Below are 16,394 nucleotides of genomic sequence, written 5' to 3' on the forward strand. Positions count from 1 at the left end.
AAGGTGATGCAATGATCGATACCGTGGTGTTCGACCTCGGCGGCGTGCTGGTCGACTGGAATCCGCGCCATCTGTACCGCCAGCTGTTCGACGACGAGGCGGCGATGGAGCATTTCCTCGCCGAGGTCTGCACGGGGCCGTGGAACGAGCAGCAGGATGCGGGCCGGCCGTGGAGCGAGGCGATCGCCGAACTCTGCGCCAGGCATCCGCAACAGGCGCTGCTGATCAATGCGTTCCGCGAGCGCTGGGAAGAAATGCTGGCCGGCCCCATCGCCGGCAGCGTGGAGCTGCTGGCGGAGCTGAAGGCGCGCGGCGTGCGCCTGTATGCGCTCACCAACTGGTCGAACGAAACCTTCCCGCGCGCGCTGCAGCTGTACGACTTCCTGCATTGGTTCGAAGGCATCGTGGTGTCGGGCGAGGAGCGCCTGATCAAGCCCGATCCGCGTATCTACCAGCGGCTGTTCGAGCGCTACGGCATCGAGCCGGCGCGCAGCATCTATATCGACGATGCACGGCGCAACGTCGACGCGGCCGCCGCGCTGGGCATGCATGCGTGGTGGTTCCAGGGTGCGGACGGCCTGCGCGACTGGCTCGCGGCGCAGGGACTGGTCGACGCCAGGGCCGCCGCATGAGCCGCAGCATAGCCAGCGAAAGCATCCCCGCGGAGGCGCTGCCGCAGGAACGCCAGCAATGGATCCTGCAGCGCCTGCGCAGGCGCGGCCGCGTGGTGGCGGCGGAGCTGGCGGCGGAGTTCCAGGTGTCGGAGGACTCGATCCGCCGCGACCTGCGCGAACTGGCCGCGCAGGGCCTGTGCAAACGCGTCTACGGCGGCGCGCTGCCGCTCACCGTCACCGTGCAGCCGCTGAAGCAGCGCCGCGCCGAACACGCCGGCCGCAAGCAGGCGCTCGCGCGCAAGGCGGCGACGCTGGTGCGGCAGGGGCAGATCCTTCTGATCGACGCCGGTTCCACCAATACCGCCATCGCCGCGGCGCTGCCCGAACGCAGCGGCCTGACGGTGGTGACCAATGCGCCGGACGTGGCGCTGGCGCTGATGGACCGCGAGGGTTTCGAAATCCTGCTGGTCGGCGGCCGCGTAGATGCGCGCATCGGCGGCGCGGTGGGTGCGCAGGCGGTGAAGTCGCTGCAGGGCATCCGCGCGGACCTGTGCTTTCCCGGCGCCTGCGCGCTGGATCTGGACGGCGGCCTGTGGGGTTTCGACAGCGAGGAAGTGCTGTTCAAGCGCACCATGGTCGAGTGCAGCGGCGAGACCGCGGTGGTGGTCACCAGCGACAAGCTCGGCACGGTGGCCACGCATCGCGTGGCGGAGCTGGGCGAGGTACAGCACCTGGTGGTGGAGCACGAGGTGGACAAGGCGACGCGGGCGGCCTACACCGCCCGCGGCGTGACGGTGCATCGTGCTGAGGCTGGGAATCGGGAATAGGGAATAGAGAATCGGGAATAGAAAAAGCGCGCCCCGCAATACTTGCGGGGCGCGCTCCGATTCCCTATTCCCTATTCCCTATTCCCTATTCCCTATTCCCTATTCCCTATTCCCTATTCCCTATTCCCTATTCCCTATTCCCTATTCCCTATTCCCAGGGGCGACGAAAGCCGCCTCACTCCTGGCGTTCCCACACCTGGCTGCGCCCGATCAGCGAGAAGCCGATGTAGCCGTGCACGTCGAGCTTGGCGCCGTTCTCCAGCACCTTCAGCTTGACCTTGTAGGTCTTGCCGTTCTTGGGATCGAGGATCTTGCCGCCGTCCCACTCGTCGCCGTCCTGCTTGACGCCCCACATGATCACCATGCCTTCGATCGGCTGGTCCTTGCGCGCGCCGTCGCATTCCTCGCACTTCGGGTTCGGGCCATGGTCGGACTGCAGCACGTGCAGCACCTTGCCCTGCAGCTCGCCGTTGACCTCGGTGATCTCCACGATGGACTTGGGCTGGTGGGTCTTGTCGTCGATGGTCTTCCAGGTGCCCACCGGCGAGTTGCTGGCGGCCAGGGCGGCGCCTGCGGCGAAGAGCAGGCCGGCGGCGGTGGCGAGGCGGATCAAAGGCTTCATGCAGTCCCTCCCATACGAAACGGTATGGACGGAGCCTGACGAGGCCCCGCCGGCCCGTCAAGCTGCAATGCGCAAGCTCGGCCTGGAGGCCGCGGCAGCTCAGTAATGGGGCCATGGGCTGGCATAATGGCCACTCTCTCCCGCAGCAAATCCCTTCCATGACGCAGGCAAGCGAAGCCCTGGTACGCCGCATCCTCGGCGACACGATCGACCCCCACACCGGCGCGCCGCTCGCCGACAGCCTGCGCGCCGTGGGCGTGGACGGCGCGCGCGTCTCGGTCGACCTGCAGCTGGGCTATCCCGCCGCGGGCGCCGTGGACGCGATCGCCGCGCTGGCGAAGCAGGCGCTGGAAGCGGACCCGGCGATCGAGGCCGCCGCGGTGTCGGCAGGCAGCCGCATCTACGCGCACAAGGTGCAGGGCACGCTGGCGCCGCTGCCCAACGTGAAGAACATCATCGTGGTCGCCTCGGGCAAAGGCGGCGTGGGCAAGTCCACCGTGTCCGCCAACCTCGCGCTGGCGCTGGCCGCCGAGGGCGCCAAGGTCGGCGTGCTCGATGCGGACATCTACGGCCCCAGCCAGCCGCGCATGCTCGGCATCAGCGGCAAGCCGGAATCGCCGGACGGCAAGACCATCACCCCGCTGCAGGCGCATGGCCTGCAGGCGATGTCGATCGGTTTCCTGGTCGACGAAGAGACGCCGATGATCTGGCGCGGCCCCATGGTCACCCAGGCCATGATGCAGCTGCTCAACGACTCGCGCTGGGAGCAGCTCGACTACCTGGTGATCGACCTGCCGCCCGGCACCGGCGACATCCAGCTCACGCTGTCGCAGAAGGTGCCGGTGGCCGGCGCGGTGATCGTCACCACGCCGCAGGACATCGCCCTGCTGGATGCGCGCAAGGCGCTGAAGATGTTCGAGAAGGTCGAGGTGCCGGTGCTGGGCGTGGTGGAGAACATGGCCACCCACGTGTGCACGAACTGCGGGCACGAGGAACCGATCTTCGGCGAGGGCGGCGGCGCGCGCATGGCCGAGCAGTACCACGTGGCCTATCTGGGCTCGCTGCCGCTGGACATCCGCATCCGCGAGCAGGCCGACAGCGGCACGCCCACCGTGGCGGCGATTCCGGATTCCGACCTGGCCGCGCGCTATCGCCAGATCGCGCGCAATGCGGCGGGGCGCCTGTCGCGCCAGCCGCGCAACAAGTCGCTGGGGCTGGGCAAGATCATCGTGCAGGGCACGCCGACGGCATGACCAGCCACGGCGTAGGTTGGGGTGAGCGCAGCGAACCCCAACATGGCGACCGCGGTACGGGGCTGTTGGGGTTCGCTGCGCTCACCCCGACCTACGCCGGCCGGCTGGTGTCCAGCCTGGAATTCCCGGACAAGCCGGTCGCGCAATGGAACGCCTCGGGTCGCGGCGCAGGCTGTTCGGCGGAAGCCCTGCTCGGCGATGCCGGCCACGTGGAACGCATCCGCGCCGCGTTGTCCCGCCCGTTCGCCATACTCGCCGCATAAAAAAACGGGCGCCTCGCGGCGCCCGTCGTGTCTCCGTCATCCGGATCAGCCACCAGCCTTCTTCTGCCGATGGATCGCCCGGCTGTCGCGATTCTCCGTGCGCTGGATATGCCGCTGCTCGCCGCGGCTCACATGGCCGTTGGCGCCGGCGTTGTGCTCCTCGTGGTCGACGTGCGCCTCGCGGCCCTGCAGGTGCGCCACCTGGTTGTCGTTGAGCGAGCCGCTGCGCACGCCCTGGTCGATGCGCTTCTCCTGGTTGACGTTGCGCTGCACGTCGGCGGCCATGCGGCGCGAGGAAACGGAGTCGGGGTTCTGCGTGCGGCCGTTGTGCGCGTCGCGGTAGATGTCGCGGCTCTGCACGTTCTCGGCGTGCTGGATCTGCGCCTGTTCCTGGCTGGTCAGCGGACCCTTCTTCAGGTCGCGCTGCTCCATGCGGTCGACGTGGGCCTGGCCCTGTTCCAGCTGCGAGGCTTCGCGGGTGGTCAGCTGGCCATCCTTGACGCCGTTCTCGATGCGCTGCTGCTGGTTGACGTTGCGCTGCACGTCCTGATTGACCGGTGCCTCCTGCGCGTGGGCAGCGGCGCCGAAGGCGGCGGCGATGAAGCCGGCGAGCGCGAGACGGCGGAAGCTGATGCGATGCTGCATGGACGTTCTCCTCTTTGGAATGGTGGAACTGCGTGCCCGGGTGCTGCGGAGAACGGGAGGCCGGAGGGCGTGTTGACGGATGCGGGCAGGGCGGATTTAGCCGGCGCTCAGCCTGGGTTTCGATTGGTCTGTTCGGAAAATCTCTTCGAATCAGTGGTTTGTCTTTCCTGGCTTGCGGCTGACTGACGATGATCGGCCTCGTGCGCGGCAGCGTCCCGCATCGCCGGAGCGGTCGCCGGCAAATCCGCCGGCCCGTCGCCGCGACTGGCGGGACCCAGGGCGATCCGCTATGTTTTTCCGCTTTCGGCCCGGCGTTCGCGCACGGCCGGACCAGCAGATCGCAACGGGAGTCCGAGTGAGCATCAAATCCGACAAGTGGATCCGGCGCATGGCCGAGCAGAAGGGCATGATCGAGCCGTACGAGCCGGGCCAGATCAAGCTCCGCGACGGCAACAAGCTGGTCTCCTACGGCACGTCCAGCTACGGCTACGACGTGCGCTGCGCGCGCGAATTCAAGATCTTCACCAACATCAACTCCACCATCGTCGACCCGAAGGCGTTCGACCCGACCAGCTTCGTCGACGTGGAGGCGGACGTGTGCATCATCCCGCCGAACTCGTTCGCGCTGGCGCGCACGGTGGAGTACTTCCGCATTCCGCGCAGCGTGCTGACCATCTGCCTGGGCAAGAGCACCTACGCGCGCTGCGGCATCATCGTCAACGTGACGCCGCTGGAGCCGGAGTGGGAAGGCCACGTCACGCTGGAGTTCTCCAACACCACGCCGCTGCCGGCCAAGATCTATGCCAATGAAGGCGTGGCGCAGATGCTGTTCCTCGAATCCGACGAGGAATGCGAGACCAGCTACCGCGACCGCGGCGGCAAATACCAGGGCCAGCTCGGCGTCACGCTGCCGCGCACCTGATTCGCAGGAATTCGCGCGGGGCGGCAGCTGAACGGCCGTCGCCCCGCGCCGGTGCAGGCCAGGGGGCCGGCGCTACACTCGCTTCGTTGTCTTCACCTGAATTGAATTGCCGGAGATGCACATGATTCGTCTATCCACGCTACTCAGCCGCAGCGCTGCCGCCGTCCTGCTGGGCAGCATGCTGGTCCTGGCCGGTTGCCATCGCGGCGCCACCAAGGACGAGGCCATCAAGACGGCCCAGATGCAGGGCCAGTTCGACGCCACGGTGGAGGCCTACAAGAGTGGCCAGTTCGTGGTCGACGGCGCGGTGCTCTCGGCGCTCGACACCGGCAGCCACTTCGCCTATCTGAAGGACCAGGGCAAGCTGCCCAAGACCGTGCTGCTCACTCCCAGCGACGAGTCCAAGGTGCGCAAGGCGCATCTGGAGTTCATGGCGCGCATGCAGCTGGATTACGGCTTCGCCGTGTACTACGACGACGGCGGCACGCTGAAGAAGATCAACCCGGTGGAGACCAAGGCGCGCGCGCTGGAGGACTACCACGCTCCGGTCAAGATGAACGACGAGCTGAAGGGCAAGGAAGCGAGCGGCGGCGGCTACGATCCGTCGCAGCGCTGAGTTCGCTTCGTTGCAGCAAAAAGCCCGCGAGCGATCGCGGGCTTTTTTATTTTCCGCTGGCGCAGGTTGGGGTGAGCCACAGGCGAACCCCAACGAGATCACGCCCGAACGTTGGGGTTCGCCTGCGGCTCACCCCAACCTACGCCAGTGCGTTTCGCAGGTTGGCGATGAGCTGGGCCAGCGCCTCCGGCGCATACGCCTGCGCCGCACCGCTGCCCCACACCGGCCCCGGCCAGGCCGCGTCGCCTTCGCGCCGCGCCACCACGTGCACGTGCAGCTGCCGCACGATATTGCCCAGCGCACCCAGGTTGAGCTTGTCGCAAGGCGCGCAAGCGCGCAGCGCGGCCGCCGCCTGATTCACTTCGCTCCACAGCGTGCGCTGCTCGGCGTCCGTGAGGTCCGCGATCTCCACCATGCCGGCCTTGCGCGGCACCAGCACCAGCCAGGCGAAGCGTGCATCGTTCATCAGCAGCAGCTCGCACAGCGGCAGGCTGGCGACGTGGCGGGTGTCGGCGGCGAGACGGCCGTCCAGCGCGAAGTGCCCGCTCATGCGCCGGCCAGTTCGCGCGCGAAGAAACCCATGCTGCGGTCCCAGGCCAGCGTCGCGCTGGGCTCGTGGTATTGCGCGCCGATATCGCGGTTGAAGGCGTGGTCGGCCGGGTAGGTGTAGATCTCCATCTGCGGCAGTTTCTCGCGGTGCCTGGCCACCATCTCCGGCGGGATGCTCCTGTCGAGTTCGCCGAAGTGGAACATCACCGGCGCCTGCGGCGGCTGGTCGAGATAGGGCAGGTTGCGCGCACCGTAGTAGCTCACCGAGGGCAGTCCCAGCCGGATCGCCGCCAGCAGCGCCACCGTGCCGCCCCAGCAGAAGCCCACGGTGCCGATGTTGCCGGCGGAGGCGATCGATGCGGCCGCGCTGCCCACGGCCTCGACGGCGCGATCCATGCCCAGCTCGTTCACCAGCGCCTTGCCGCGCGCCATGGTGTCGGCGTTGTAGTCCATCTCCACGCCGCTCTCCAGGTAATCGAAGAAATGCGGCGCCACGGCAACGTAGCCCGCCGCGGCGAGGCGGTCGGCGACGCTGCGGATATGCGCGTTGACGCCGAAGATTTCCTGGATCACCACGATGCCGCCCTTGGGCTTGCCTTCGGGCTTGGCCAGATAGGCGCCGATGCACTGGGTGCCGGAGGTGGGAAGGTTGATGTTCTGGCCCATGACGCTTTCTCGCTGCCGCAAAGCGGCAAGTTTAGGCGGATGGGAGCGGCCCTGCATTTATGAGAGGCTATCGCGGCTTATTTCCAAGGATGTTTCGATGAACGGCCAATCCGTGCAAACCGACCTGCTGCGCCTGTTCGAGCGCCACGAGGTGGAACTCGAACCGGACGAGGAATGGCTGGTCACCGACGGCGATTTCCCGGCCATCCGCGCCACCTGGCACGAAGGCGCGGGCGACGCGCCGGGCCGGCTCGACGTCGACGTGGTGATCAGCGAAGAGCGCCATATCGAGGAAAGCTTCGCCGGCCAGGGCCGCGGCGACGCGGGCATGCGCGATGCGCTGAAGGCGTTCGAGCGCAATGCCTTGTACGTCCTGCTGGCCTCGTGCTGGTACGTCACCGACGACCGGCGCCTTCAACTGCAGAACTGGGAACTGGGCCTGCGCAGCTGGGACATCTTCGTCGGCCCGCTGGCGATGAGCCGCGACGACGTGGCGGCTCCGGATGGCTTGCTGCAGGGTTTGCAGGAGGCGCTGCGCAACGAATCGCTGAGCGGTGAGCTGCACTGGATCCGCCTGTTCTATCGCCGCGCCGACGATGGCGCGGTGCTGGCCGAAGCACTGCTGGACAACCAGCCCTGGCCGGGCGGCGACCGCCTGCTGGCCCAGCTGGCCTGGCCGTCGGGCGGGCCGGGCTACAGCGCGCGCTGCTTCATCACGCTGGATATTCGCGATTATTGAAGCGCCGCGGCGCAGCGGAAACATCTGTGAAGTGTCGGGGGGCACGATGATCGAAACGGCGGCAGGCCTGGGTATCGAGCAGTTGCACACGTACTGGGCTTGCCAGTGCGCGCCGGGTTCGGTGGCGCCGCTGCCGCAGGACGTCGTGAAAACCCTGCTCGCCGGCCTGCGCCTCAACGTGCTGGAAACCCTGCGTTACCTGCATCAGCACAAGCCGAGCTTCGCGCAGTTCGAAGCGTGGATCGGCGAGCGCCATGGCGGCGAGCTGGACGAAGCGGCGGTCGATCGCCTGCGGCGCGCGCTGGCGGGCGAGGCGGTCGGCGCGGAAGTCGGCGCTCTCGACCACGTCGAAGGCTTGAGCGCCGACGACCTCGCGCATTGGGACGAGCACGGCTACGTCATCCTGCGCAACGCCATTGCGCCGGAAGCGGCGCGGACCACCGAAGCGGCCATCTACGATTTTCTCGGCATGGACCGCGACGATCCCGAGTCCTGGTACCGCCCGTCGCTCGGCCACTCGATCTGGGTGCCGCTGCTGCACCATCCGGCGGTGGTGGCGAACCGCCGCTCGCCGCGCATCCACAAGGCGCATGCGCAGCTGTGGGGCCGCGAGGACCTGTGGGTCACCGTCGACCAGGTCGGCTTCAATCCGCCCGAGCGCCCCGAATGGATGTTTCCCGGCCCGCATCTGCACTGGGATTCCACGCTGGCCGAACCGCACCATCTGGAGCTGCAGGGCATCCTCTATCTCGCCGACGTGGCGCCCGACCAGGGCGCCTTCAGCTGCGTGCCGGGCTTCCATCGCGAGCTGAAGCAGTGGCTGAAGACCGTTCCGGCCGGCGTGAATCCGAACGACCATGCGCGCCGCACCCTGGCCATGCAGCCGATCGCCGCCCACCGCGGCGACATGGTGATCTGGCACCACCTGCTGCCGCACGGCAGCAGCCCGAACCGGGCGCGGCGCCCGCGCGTGGTGCAGTACATGTCGCTGCGGCCCACGCGCTATGCCTATACCGAGGAATGGAAGTCCTGAGCGCGGTGGGGAGCCGGTCCGGACGGGGCAGGCGGGTTCGGCTATAATTCCCGGTTTGCCAACCTCTTGACGGTCCCCAGGTCATGTCCCAGGCCACCCAGAAGATCGGTTTCGTCAGCCTCGGCTGCCCCAAGGCCCTGGTCGATTCCGAGCGCATCCTTACCCAGCTCAAGGTCGAAGGCTACGAGATCGTGCCCAGCTACGGCGCGGCCGATGCGGTGGTGGTCAACACCTGCGGCTTTATCGACGCGGCGGTGCAGGAGTCGCTGGATGCGATCGGCGAGGCGCTGCACGAGAACGGCAAGGTCATCGTCACCGGCTGCCTGGGCAAGCGCTCGGAGCTGATCCGCGAGGCCTATCCGGACGTGCTGGCGATCACCGGCCCGCAGGACTACGCCAGCGTGATGAACGCGGTGCATGCGACCTTGCCGCCGAAGCGCAACCCGCTGCTGGATATCATTCCGGACACTGGTATCAAGCTCACGCCGAAGCACTACGCGTACCTGAAGATCTCGGAAGGCTGCAACCACCGCTGCAGCTTCTGCATCATCCCCTCGATGCGCGGCGACCTGGTCTCGCGTCCGGTCGACGAAGTGCTGCTCGAAGCCGAGCGCCTGGTGAAGGGCGGCGTGAAGGAACTGCTGGTGATCTCGCAGGACACCAGCGCCTACGGCGTGGACCTGAAGTACGCCGAGCGCCAGTGGCGCGACAGGAGCTGGCGCACGCGCATGACCGAGCTGTGCGAAGGCCTGTCGGAGCTGGGCGTGTGGACGCGCCTGCACTACGTCTACCCGTATCCGCACGTGGACGAAGTGATGCAGCTGATGGCGGACGGCAAGCTGCTGCCGTACCTGGACATCCCGTTCCAGCACGCCAGCCCGCGCATCCTCAAGCTGATGAAGCGCCCGGGCAACATCGACAAGACGCTGGAGCGCGTGCGCAACTGGCGCAAGGCGGTGCCGGACCTGACCATCCGCAGCACGTTTATCGTCGGCTTCCCCGGCGAGACGGACGCCGAATTCGAAGAGCTGCTGGATTTCCTGCGCGAGGCGGAACTGGACCGCGTCGGCGCCTTCGCCTATTCGCCGGTGGACGGCGCCAAGGCCAACGAGCTGCCGGGCGCGGTGTCCGAGGAATTGAAGGAAGACCGCCTGGAGCAGTTCATGGCGGTGCAGGCGGAAATCTCGGCGGCCAAGCTGCAGCGCAAGATCGGCCGCACCATCCGGGTGCTGGTGGACGAAGCCGACGCGCACGGCGCGGTCGCGCGTTCCGCCGCCGACGCGCCGGAGATCGACGGCCTGGTGCGCATCGCGCTCGACCCGGCCAAACCCGGCCAGCCGCTGAAGCCGGGCCAGTTCGTCGACGTGGTGGTCGAAGCCGCCGACGAGCACGACCTGCACGCGCGCCTCGCCGGCTGATTCCCCATGCGCTACGTGGCGCCCGCGCGCGGCTCGGTCGATCCGGCCGTGTTCCAGCGGCCGCCGCTGGCGGCCTGGCGCGAGTACGCCGACCTGCTGTGCGGGCCTGACTGGCCCGACGTCGCCCGGCTCGATGCGCTGCTGCCGCCGCAGCAGCGCGAGCGCTTCGTGGCGCAGACGCGCGCCGTGCTGGACGACGGCCTGCACTACGAGCAGCGCATCCACACGCAGGGCGCCATCGCCACGCGCGCCGCCAACTGGCACGACCTGTTCAATGCGCTGGCCTGGCTGCGCTATCCGGGGATCAAGCGCGCGCTGAATGCGCAGCAGGTGGCCGGGATCGCGCAGATGGGGCCGCGCACGCGCTCGCGGCCGCAATACGCGCTCACTCATTTCGACGAAGCCGGCGTGCTGGTGGCCGTGCGCGATCCTTCGCTGCTGGCGCTGTGGGACGCGCACGACTGGCACGGCCTGTTCTGGCGCCGCCGCGAGGCCTGGCTGGACGGTTCGATCCATGCCGAGGTGTTCGGCCATGCGCTGCTGGAGCACGCGCTGACGGACGGCAAGCTGCTGGTGGGCAAGGCCCTGGCGTTCGCCTGCGGCGACCGGGGCGAGGCCGCGCTGGCGCAGCGCTGCGCCGCCGGCATCGCGGACGGCACGCTGCTGCGCGATCCGCTCGAACTGCGCCCGCTGCCGCTGTCCGGCATTCCCGGCTGGCATGCGCACAACGGCAGCGAGGCTTTTCACCGCGGCGCCGCGTGCTACCAGCCCCTGCGCCATGGGCGGCGCTATCCGCCGCCGGTGCCGGCCGCCGCCTCGCCGCCGTCATGAACTGTCGCGGCAATTGCCGGCGCATGGGTTTCGCGGCTATATAAACGCCGGGGGCAAATCGGGGGCGGTTCTTATGACAGCCGGAACGTCGGGGCGTTGGCGCTGGATCGGATCCTGGCTGCTCGGACTGGTTTGCTGGCTGCCGCTCGCCGCGGCGGCGGCCGAAGCCGTGCCGGCGGAGCCGATCCGCTTCGGCATCCTGCCGATCGGCAGCGCGGCGGAATCGCGCGAGCAGTGGCGTCCGCTGCTGGCCGACCTGGAAAAGCGGCTGGGCCATCCGATCACCACCGTTTCGGTGAGCAGCTATGCCGGTCTTTCCGGCGCGATCGGCGAGCAACGCGTGGATATCGCCTTCCTGTCCGGCCGGCTGGCCATCGAAGCGGTGCTGCGCCAGCAGATGAGCGTGTTCGCGCAGTTCGAGCGCAGCGACGGCGCCAAGGGCAACGTGGCCTTGCTGGTGGTGCGCGCGGACGGCCCCATCCACGACCTGAGCGGCCTGCTGGCGCATCCCGGCCGCTGGCGCTATGCGCGCGGCGAGCCCTTGTCGGTGACCGGCTATGTCGCGCCGGAAGCCGAAGTGTTCGCGCCGCGCGGACTCAACTCCGACACCTTCTTCGCCCGCGTGCGCGTGGGCAACCACCAGAACAATGCGCTGGCCGTGGTCAACGGCGAAGTAGACGTGTGCAGCGGCAACAATCCGGACCTGGACCTGTTCCGCCGCAATTTCCCCGACCAGGCCGCGCAGCTGAAGGTGATCTGGCGCTCCAGCCTGATTCCCTCCGGCGTGCTGGTGGTGCGTGCCGGCATGGAGCCGAAGCTGCGCAAGCAGCTGACCGATTTCATGCTGGGCTACGGCAAGGGCGGCGGCACGGCGGGCGAGCGCGAGCGCGACAACCTGGCACGCATTCCCGATCTCGCCGGTTTCGTACCCGCCAACAGCCTGGTGCTGCGTCCGTTCTCGGACATGGAATACACCTTGCAGCGGCAGCAGGCCCAGCACGGGCGCTGGGTCAGCGACGCGGCGCGCGATGCGCGGCTGCGGCAGATCGAGGCGGATCACAAGCAGGTGCTGCAGCAATTGCAGGCGCATTGAGAGCCGGGAACCCCTTTCCCGGCGTCGGAAATTCAATCTTGCTCAGCCCGCCTGGGCAGGTGAGGTTCATCCTTTATCCGTAGGGTGAGGCGTTCATGCCACCAGGAGATCTCGCATGACTCAGCACCACGCCCGCCGCCGCGGCGCCTCCATGCGCTGGCTGTTCGCGCTCTCGATGATGGGCGCCGCCGCGCTGTCGCCGCTGTCGGCCGCGGCGCAGGCCAGCCCCCGCCCGCAAGCCGCACCGCAGCCGCAGGCGGCGCCGCAGCGCCAGTCCGGCCAGTCACCGGCGAACGCGAGCGGTCCCGAACTGCCCGCCGCCGACCAGCTGGCGATCAGGAATTACACGCTCAACGAAGACGTGCTCGGCCGCCTGATGGCGGTAACCAAGGAAGCGCGTGCGCAGGACATCCGCCCGCAGCCGGCGCCGGATCCCGCCAAGGTGCGCAACCTGGACGATCTGGCCAATTACGCGGTCGGCGGCGACAGCAAGCTCGCGCCGCTGGTGCAGAAGCACGGCTTCACGCCCAAGGAATTCCTGCTTGCCAATCTCGCGCTGATGAACGCGGCGCTGGCGGTGCAGGCGCGCAGCGATCCCAACCTGGCCAAGACCATCGACCAGTCGAAGGTGAATCCGGCCAACGTGGCGTTCTTCGAGTCGCACCAGCAGCAGATTGCGGCGCAGATGAGCGAAGGGGCGAAGTAACCGCGGAAGCGCGGCGTTTCGCTTTTGATCGTCATCCCGGCGCAGGCCGGGATCCAGTGGCGACCACGTTGGGTCGTGGTCGCTACGTCAAACAGCTGCTTTCAGCGTTGTGCCGACGACCGAGCGGTGTCGTTACTGGATCCCGGCCTGCGCCGGGATGACGGCTTCGATGTATGTCGCGCCGGCTCGGTAGGGCGTATCAGTACCCCACCGACACGATCGCAAACCGCGTACGCCCGCCCGGCAGCTCCGCGTCGAATTCGTCGTCCACGCGCTTCTTCAGCGCGGCCCGCGCCATCGGCGAATCGATGCTGATCCAGCCGGCTTTCGCGTCGGTCTCGTCGGGGCCGACGATGCGATAGATCACCGTCTCCCCGCTGTCCACGTTCTCCAGCTCGATGCGTGCGCCGAAGAACACCACGGCGCGATCCGCCGGTGCGCCTTCCGCCACTTTCAGCGCGGGAATCCGCTTGCTCAGGTAACGCACGCGGCGATCGATCTCGCCGAGCTGCTTCTTGCGATAGGTGTATTCGGCATTCTCCGAACGGTCGCCTTCGGCCGCGGCGGCCGCGAGCGCCTTCACCACTTCCGGCCGCAGCGTGTGCCAGAGGTGGTCCAGTTCGGCTTTGAGCTTCTCGAAGCCTTCGCGGGTGATGATCGCGGTCGAGGAGGGGGAAGGTGGGCGCCAGCGGCTCATCGGGCTTGAGGGGTATCCAGCAGTTGTCGTTCCAGGGCGATCAGTTCCGCGTGCACCGGGTGGTCCGGAAATGCGGCGGCGAGCTTGCGCAGCAGCACCAGCGCTTCGGCGGGCTGGTCCAGCCGCAGGCCGAGCTGCTGCGCGGCGAGCAGGCCGATGCGCGGCGCTTCGGGCGTGCGCGGCCACTTGGAAAGATAGCCTTTGCACAGCTTCACCGCGAGCCGGCTCATGCCCATGCGCGCGGCCAGTTCGGCCAGTGGGCCGGCGGTGGCCGGGTCGTCCGGCAGGAAGGCCGGATCGATCTCCATGCATTCCTGCACCAGGCCCAGCGCGCGCTTGCCTTCGTTGTTGGCGAGCAGGGCGGCGGTCCAGATCTGCCCGTGCACCAGCAAGGCCTCGCGCAGGCCTTCCTGGCGCAGCAGCTGGCGATAGGCCAGGTGCAGCGAGGCCGGCGCGCTGCGGTCCTGCAGGCGGCCCACCAGCATGTCGATGGCGGCGCGCGGCTGTTCCGCGGCGCGCTGCTGCACGGCGGCGAGCAGGCGGCTGTCCTCGTCCTGGCCGCTCGCGGCGACCAGGCGCTCGGCCTCGGGCGCCATGCCGAACTGCTCGTGGCGCTCGTGGATCATCGCGCCCATCAGATGGAAGCCGAGCACGATCAGATAGGTGTAGGCGAACGCATACAGCGGCTGCGCGACCAGCCGCGGCAGCACACCGGTGGCCGCTCCGGCCAGCACGATCAGCCCCGCCACGATAAGGTTGATCGTCACGGGAATCAGGTAGGCCAGGCCGAAGCCGCCGATCACGCGCAGCATCTGCAGCGGATTGAGCGCGTCGGCGAGGTTGCCCTCGAATGCCAGCGTCATGTCGATCGCCGGCAGAATCAGCACCGATACCAGCAGGATCGGCCACAGCGCACGCGGAAAGAACACCGCCGCGAGTATGCACAGCGCGGCCAGGAACAGGTGGATCGCAGTCAGCGCCCAGCCGGAGGATTCATTGCCGCCCAGGCTGACGTCCGGTGGGTCGGCGAAACCGTTGGCGGTGTGCAGCATGCAGTCCGCGGCGTAGCGCCATGTGGCCGCCCATATCGCCAGGGTGCAGATGCCGCCGAGCAGCGCCGGCAGCAGACCGACGACGAGGTGCGCCAGCGCCATCGCCGCGCAACTGGCCAGCGCGGCACCGCGCAAGGGATAGGCGAACGCCGCGGGCAGGCGTTCGGCAAAGGGTTTGTCGGCGGCGACCGTGGGGATCTTCGGCATGGTGCCGCGCTCAGCGCTTGCCGCCGAAGATGCTGCCCAGCACGCCGCGCACGATCTGCGTGCCCAGGCGCGAGCCGATGCTGCGCGTGGCCGACTTGGCCATCGCCTCGATCACGCCCTGGCGGCGGCCGTTGCCCAGCAGCACGTCGCGCACGGCGTCGCCCCAGCCGGGGCCTTCGGCCGCGGCGGGCGCGCCCTTGCCGGCCGGGGTGGCGGAAGCGACTTTCTCGCCCGCGCGCGCCGCCAGCATCTCGGCCGCCGATTCGCGGTTCACCGCGGTGTCGTACTTGGCGCCCACCGGCGAACGCTGGCGCACCGTGGCGCGCTCGGCCTCGGTGATCGCGCCGATGCGCGCGGTGGGCGAGGCCACCAGCACCTGTTCCACCGGCGAGGGCACGCCGCCATCGCGCAGAGTGGAGGCCAGGGCCTCGCCGACGGCGAGCTTGGTGATGGCGTCGGTGACGTCGAGCTTCGGATTCGGCGCGAAGGTTTCGGCCGCGGCCTTCACCGCTTTCTGGTCGCGCGGCGTGAACGCGCGCAGCGCGTGCTGCACGCGGTTGCCGAGCTGGCCGAGGATATTGCCGGGCACGTCGTCCGGATTCTGCGAGCAGAAATACACGCCCACGCCCTTGGAGCGGATCAGCCGCACCACCTGTTCCACGCGCTGCAGCAGCGCGGCCGGGGCGTCGTCGAACAGCAGGTGCGCCTCGTCGAAGAAGAACACCATCTTCGGCTGCTCCAGGTCGCCCACTTCCGGCAGCTGCTCGAACAGCTCCGACAGCAGCCACAGCAGGAAGGTGGAATACAGGCGGGGTTTGAGGATCAACTGGTCGGCCGCCAGCACGTTGATCACGCCGCGGCCGCTCATGTCCTGGCGCATCAGGTCGGCCAGCTCCAGCGCCGGCTCGCCGAAGAACTGGTCGGCGCCGTCCTGTTCCAGCTTCAGCACCGCGCGCTGGATCGCGGCGATGCTCTGCGTGCTGATCAGGCCGTACTGGGTGGAGATGTCCTTGGCGTGTTCGGCGGCGAAGCCGAGCAGGGCGCGCAGGTCGGCCAGGTCCAGCAGCAGCCAGCCGTTGTCGTCGGCCACTTTGAAAACGACTTCGAGCACGCCTTCCTGGGTGTCGTTCAATTCCAGGATGCGGCCGAGCAGGGTGGGGCCCATCTCGCTGATGGTGGCGCGCACGGGGTGGCCGAGCTTGCCGTAGATGTCCCAGAAGATCACCGGATTGGCCTGCGGCTTCCAGTCCTTCAGGTCGAGCTTGGCCAGGCGCGCTTTGAGCTTGTCGCCCGGCTCGCCGGCGGCCATCGCCAGGCCCGCGAGGTCGCCCTTGGCATCGGCCAGGAAGCAGGGCACGCCCAGGCGCGAGAAGCCTTCGGCCAGCACCATCAGCGAGACCGATTTGCCGGTGCCGGTGGCGCCGGCGATCATGCCGTGCCGGTTGCCGTAATGCGGGTCGAGGTTGACGGTGGCGCTGTCGTTGCGGCCGATGAGGATGTCAGTCATGAGGGTCCGTCCGGTAGGGGCGCGGCGATTGTAGGAGCAGGGAACGGGGAACGGGGAACGGGGGACGGGGGACGGGGAACGGGGAACGGGGAACGGGGAACGGCAGGAGCGTCGCAGCCCCATCCCCATCCTTC

The 16,394-nt window shown here is 68.4% G+C and carries 19 protein-coding genes; 12 read left to right on the forward strand and 7 right to left on the reverse strand.

Annotated features, from left to right (window positions below):
• The first annotated feature begins 11 nt into the window (after positions 1–11).
• Together FHW85_RS13345 and FHW85_RS13350 are read left to right on the forward strand one after the other, a co-directional pair.
• Positions 12–632: an HAD family phosphatase gene (locus FHW85_RS13345; RefSeq protein ID WP_246866753.1), complete on the forward strand. Its 621-nt coding sequence runs from the start codon at positions 12–14 to the stop codon at positions 630–632.
• Positions 629–1,441: a DeoR/GlpR family DNA-binding transcription regulator gene (locus tag FHW85_RS13350; RefSeq protein WP_168648549.1), complete on the forward strand. Its 813-nt coding sequence runs from the start codon at positions 629–631 to the stop codon at positions 1,439–1,441. The genes FHW85_RS13345 and FHW85_RS13350 overlap by 4 nt, the downstream gene beginning before the upstream one ends.
• Before the next feature lie 175 nt (positions 1,442–1,616).
• Here the strand turns inward: FHW85_RS13350 and FHW85_RS13355 are convergent, their stop codons facing one another.
• The gene (locus FHW85_RS13355) at positions 1,617–2,063 is read right to left on the reverse strand and encodes a DUF2147 domain-containing protein (RefSeq protein WP_167255837.1); all 447 of its coding nucleotides are present in this window, start codon (positions 2,061–2,063) and stop codon (positions 1,617–1,619) included.
• Between the two features lie 158 nt (positions 2,064–2,221).
• Here FHW85_RS13355 and apbC point away from each other — a divergent pair, with 158 nt between their 5' ends.
• Both apbC and FHW85_RS13365 read left to right on the forward strand, forming a co-directional pair.
• On the forward strand, positions 2,222–3,316 hold the full coding sequence (gene apbC, locus FHW85_RS13360; RefSeq protein WP_168648550.1) for an iron-sulfur cluster carrier protein ApbC: 1,095 nt from the start codon (positions 2,222–2,224) through the stop codon (positions 3,314–3,316).
• The gene (locus tag FHW85_RS13365; protein ID WP_168648551.1) at positions 3,313–3,579 is read left to right on the forward strand and encodes a hypothetical protein; all 267 of its coding nucleotides are present in this window, start codon (positions 3,313–3,315) and stop codon (positions 3,577–3,579) included. The genes apbC and FHW85_RS13365 overlap by 4 nt, the downstream gene beginning before the upstream one ends.
• A gap of 45 nt (positions 3,580–3,624) precedes the next feature.
• On the opposite strand, the gene FHW85_RS13370 is transcribed toward FHW85_RS13365, so the two are convergent.
• On the reverse strand, positions 3,625–4,224 hold the full coding sequence (locus FHW85_RS13370; RefSeq protein WP_167255831.1) for a hypothetical protein: 600 nt from the start codon (positions 4,222–4,224) through the stop codon (positions 3,625–3,627).
• A gap of 355 nt (positions 4,225–4,579) precedes the next feature.
• Between FHW85_RS13370 and dcd the strand changes: the two genes are divergently transcribed.
• Positions 4,580–5,146, forward strand: coding sequence for a dCTP deaminase (dcd, locus tag FHW85_RS13375; RefSeq protein WP_167255829.1), 567 nt, complete (start codon positions 4,580–4,582; stop codon positions 5,144–5,146).
• A 121-nt stretch (positions 5,147–5,267) separates the two neighbouring features.
• Entirely contained in the window at positions 5,268–5,762 is a 495-nt protein-coding gene (locus tag FHW85_RS13380) for a hypothetical protein (RefSeq protein WP_167255827.1), read from the forward strand.
• A gap of 139 nt (positions 5,763–5,901) precedes the next feature.
• Here the strand turns inward: FHW85_RS13380 and FHW85_RS13385 are convergent, their stop codons facing one another.
• Both FHW85_RS13385 and FHW85_RS13390 read right to left on the reverse strand, forming a co-directional pair.
• Complete coding sequence (locus tag FHW85_RS13385; protein WP_168648552.1) at positions 5,902–6,312, reverse strand: HIT family protein; 411 nt, start codon at positions 6,310–6,312, stop codon at positions 5,902–5,904.
• A complete protein-coding gene (locus tag FHW85_RS13390) occupies positions 6,309–6,977 on the reverse strand; it encodes a dienelactone hydrolase family protein (protein WP_167255823.1) in 669 nt (222 codons plus the stop codon). Before FHW85_RS13390 ends, FHW85_RS13385 begins: the two co-directional genes overlap by 4 nt.
• A gap of 97 nt (positions 6,978–7,074) precedes the next feature.
• Here FHW85_RS13390 and FHW85_RS13395 point away from each other — a divergent pair, with 97 nt between their 5' ends.
• From FHW85_RS13395 to FHW85_RS13420, 6 genes are all read left to right on the forward strand, one after another.
• The gene (locus FHW85_RS13395) at positions 7,075–7,716 is read left to right on the forward strand and encodes a DUF6348 family protein (RefSeq protein ID WP_168648553.1); all 642 of its coding nucleotides are present in this window, start codon (positions 7,075–7,077) and stop codon (positions 7,714–7,716) included.
• Positions 7,717–7,762: 46 nt separating this feature from the next.
• Positions 7,763–8,749, forward strand: coding sequence for a phytanoyl-CoA dioxygenase family protein (locus FHW85_RS13400; RefSeq protein ID WP_168648554.1), 987 nt, complete (start codon positions 7,763–7,765; stop codon positions 8,747–8,749).
• Between the two features lie 83 nt (positions 8,750–8,832).
• On the forward strand, positions 8,833–10,167 hold the full coding sequence (gene rimO, locus FHW85_RS13405) for a 30S ribosomal protein S12 methylthiotransferase RimO (protein ID WP_168648555.1): 1,335 nt from the start codon (positions 8,833–8,835) through the stop codon (positions 10,165–10,167).
• A 6-nt stretch (positions 10,168–10,173) separates the two neighbouring features.
• A complete protein-coding gene (locus FHW85_RS13410) occupies positions 10,174–10,998 on the forward strand; it encodes a DUF3025 domain-containing protein (RefSeq protein ID WP_168648556.1) in 825 nt (274 codons plus the stop codon).
• 73 nt (positions 10,999–11,071) lie between these two features.
• Positions 11,072–12,091: a phosphate/phosphite/phosphonate ABC transporter substrate-binding protein gene (gene phnD / locus FHW85_RS13415; protein WP_168648557.1), complete on the forward strand. Its 1,020-nt coding sequence runs from the start codon at positions 11,072–11,074 to the stop codon at positions 12,089–12,091.
• A 115-nt stretch (positions 12,092–12,206) separates the two neighbouring features.
• Positions 12,207–12,797 carry a hypothetical protein gene (locus FHW85_RS13420; RefSeq protein WP_168648558.1) on the forward strand — a complete coding sequence of 197 codons (591 nt, stop codon included), beginning with the start codon at positions 12,207–12,209 and terminating at the stop codon, positions 12,795–12,797.
• A gap of 199 nt (positions 12,798–12,996) precedes the next feature.
• On the opposite strand, the gene greB is transcribed toward FHW85_RS13420, so the two are convergent.
• From greB to FHW85_RS13435, 3 genes are read right to left on the reverse strand one after another with little or no spacing between them, the layout of a single operon-like run.
• Positions 12,997–13,494: a transcription elongation factor GreB gene (gene greB / locus FHW85_RS13425; RefSeq protein ID WP_167255808.1), complete on the reverse strand. Its 498-nt coding sequence runs from the start codon at positions 13,492–13,494 to the stop codon at positions 12,997–12,999.
• A complete protein-coding gene (locus tag FHW85_RS13430) occupies positions 13,491–14,753 on the reverse strand; it encodes a hypothetical protein (protein WP_168648559.1) in 1,263 nt (420 codons plus the stop codon). The genes greB and FHW85_RS13430 overlap by 4 nt, the downstream gene beginning before the upstream one ends.
• 10 nt (positions 14,754–14,763) lie before the next feature.
• Positions 14,764–16,260, reverse strand: a complete 1,497-nt coding sequence (locus FHW85_RS13435; RefSeq protein ID WP_167255804.1) for a helicase HerA-like domain-containing protein — start codon at positions 16,258–16,260, stop codon at positions 14,764–14,766.
• Between the last annotated feature and the right edge of the window lie 134 nt (positions 16,261–16,394).

The organism is Dyella sp. SG609 (genome assembly GCF_012275375.1).
Taxonomy (GTDB): Bacteria; Pseudomonadota; Gammaproteobacteria; order Xanthomonadales; family Rhodanobacteraceae; genus Dyella_D; species Dyella_D marensis.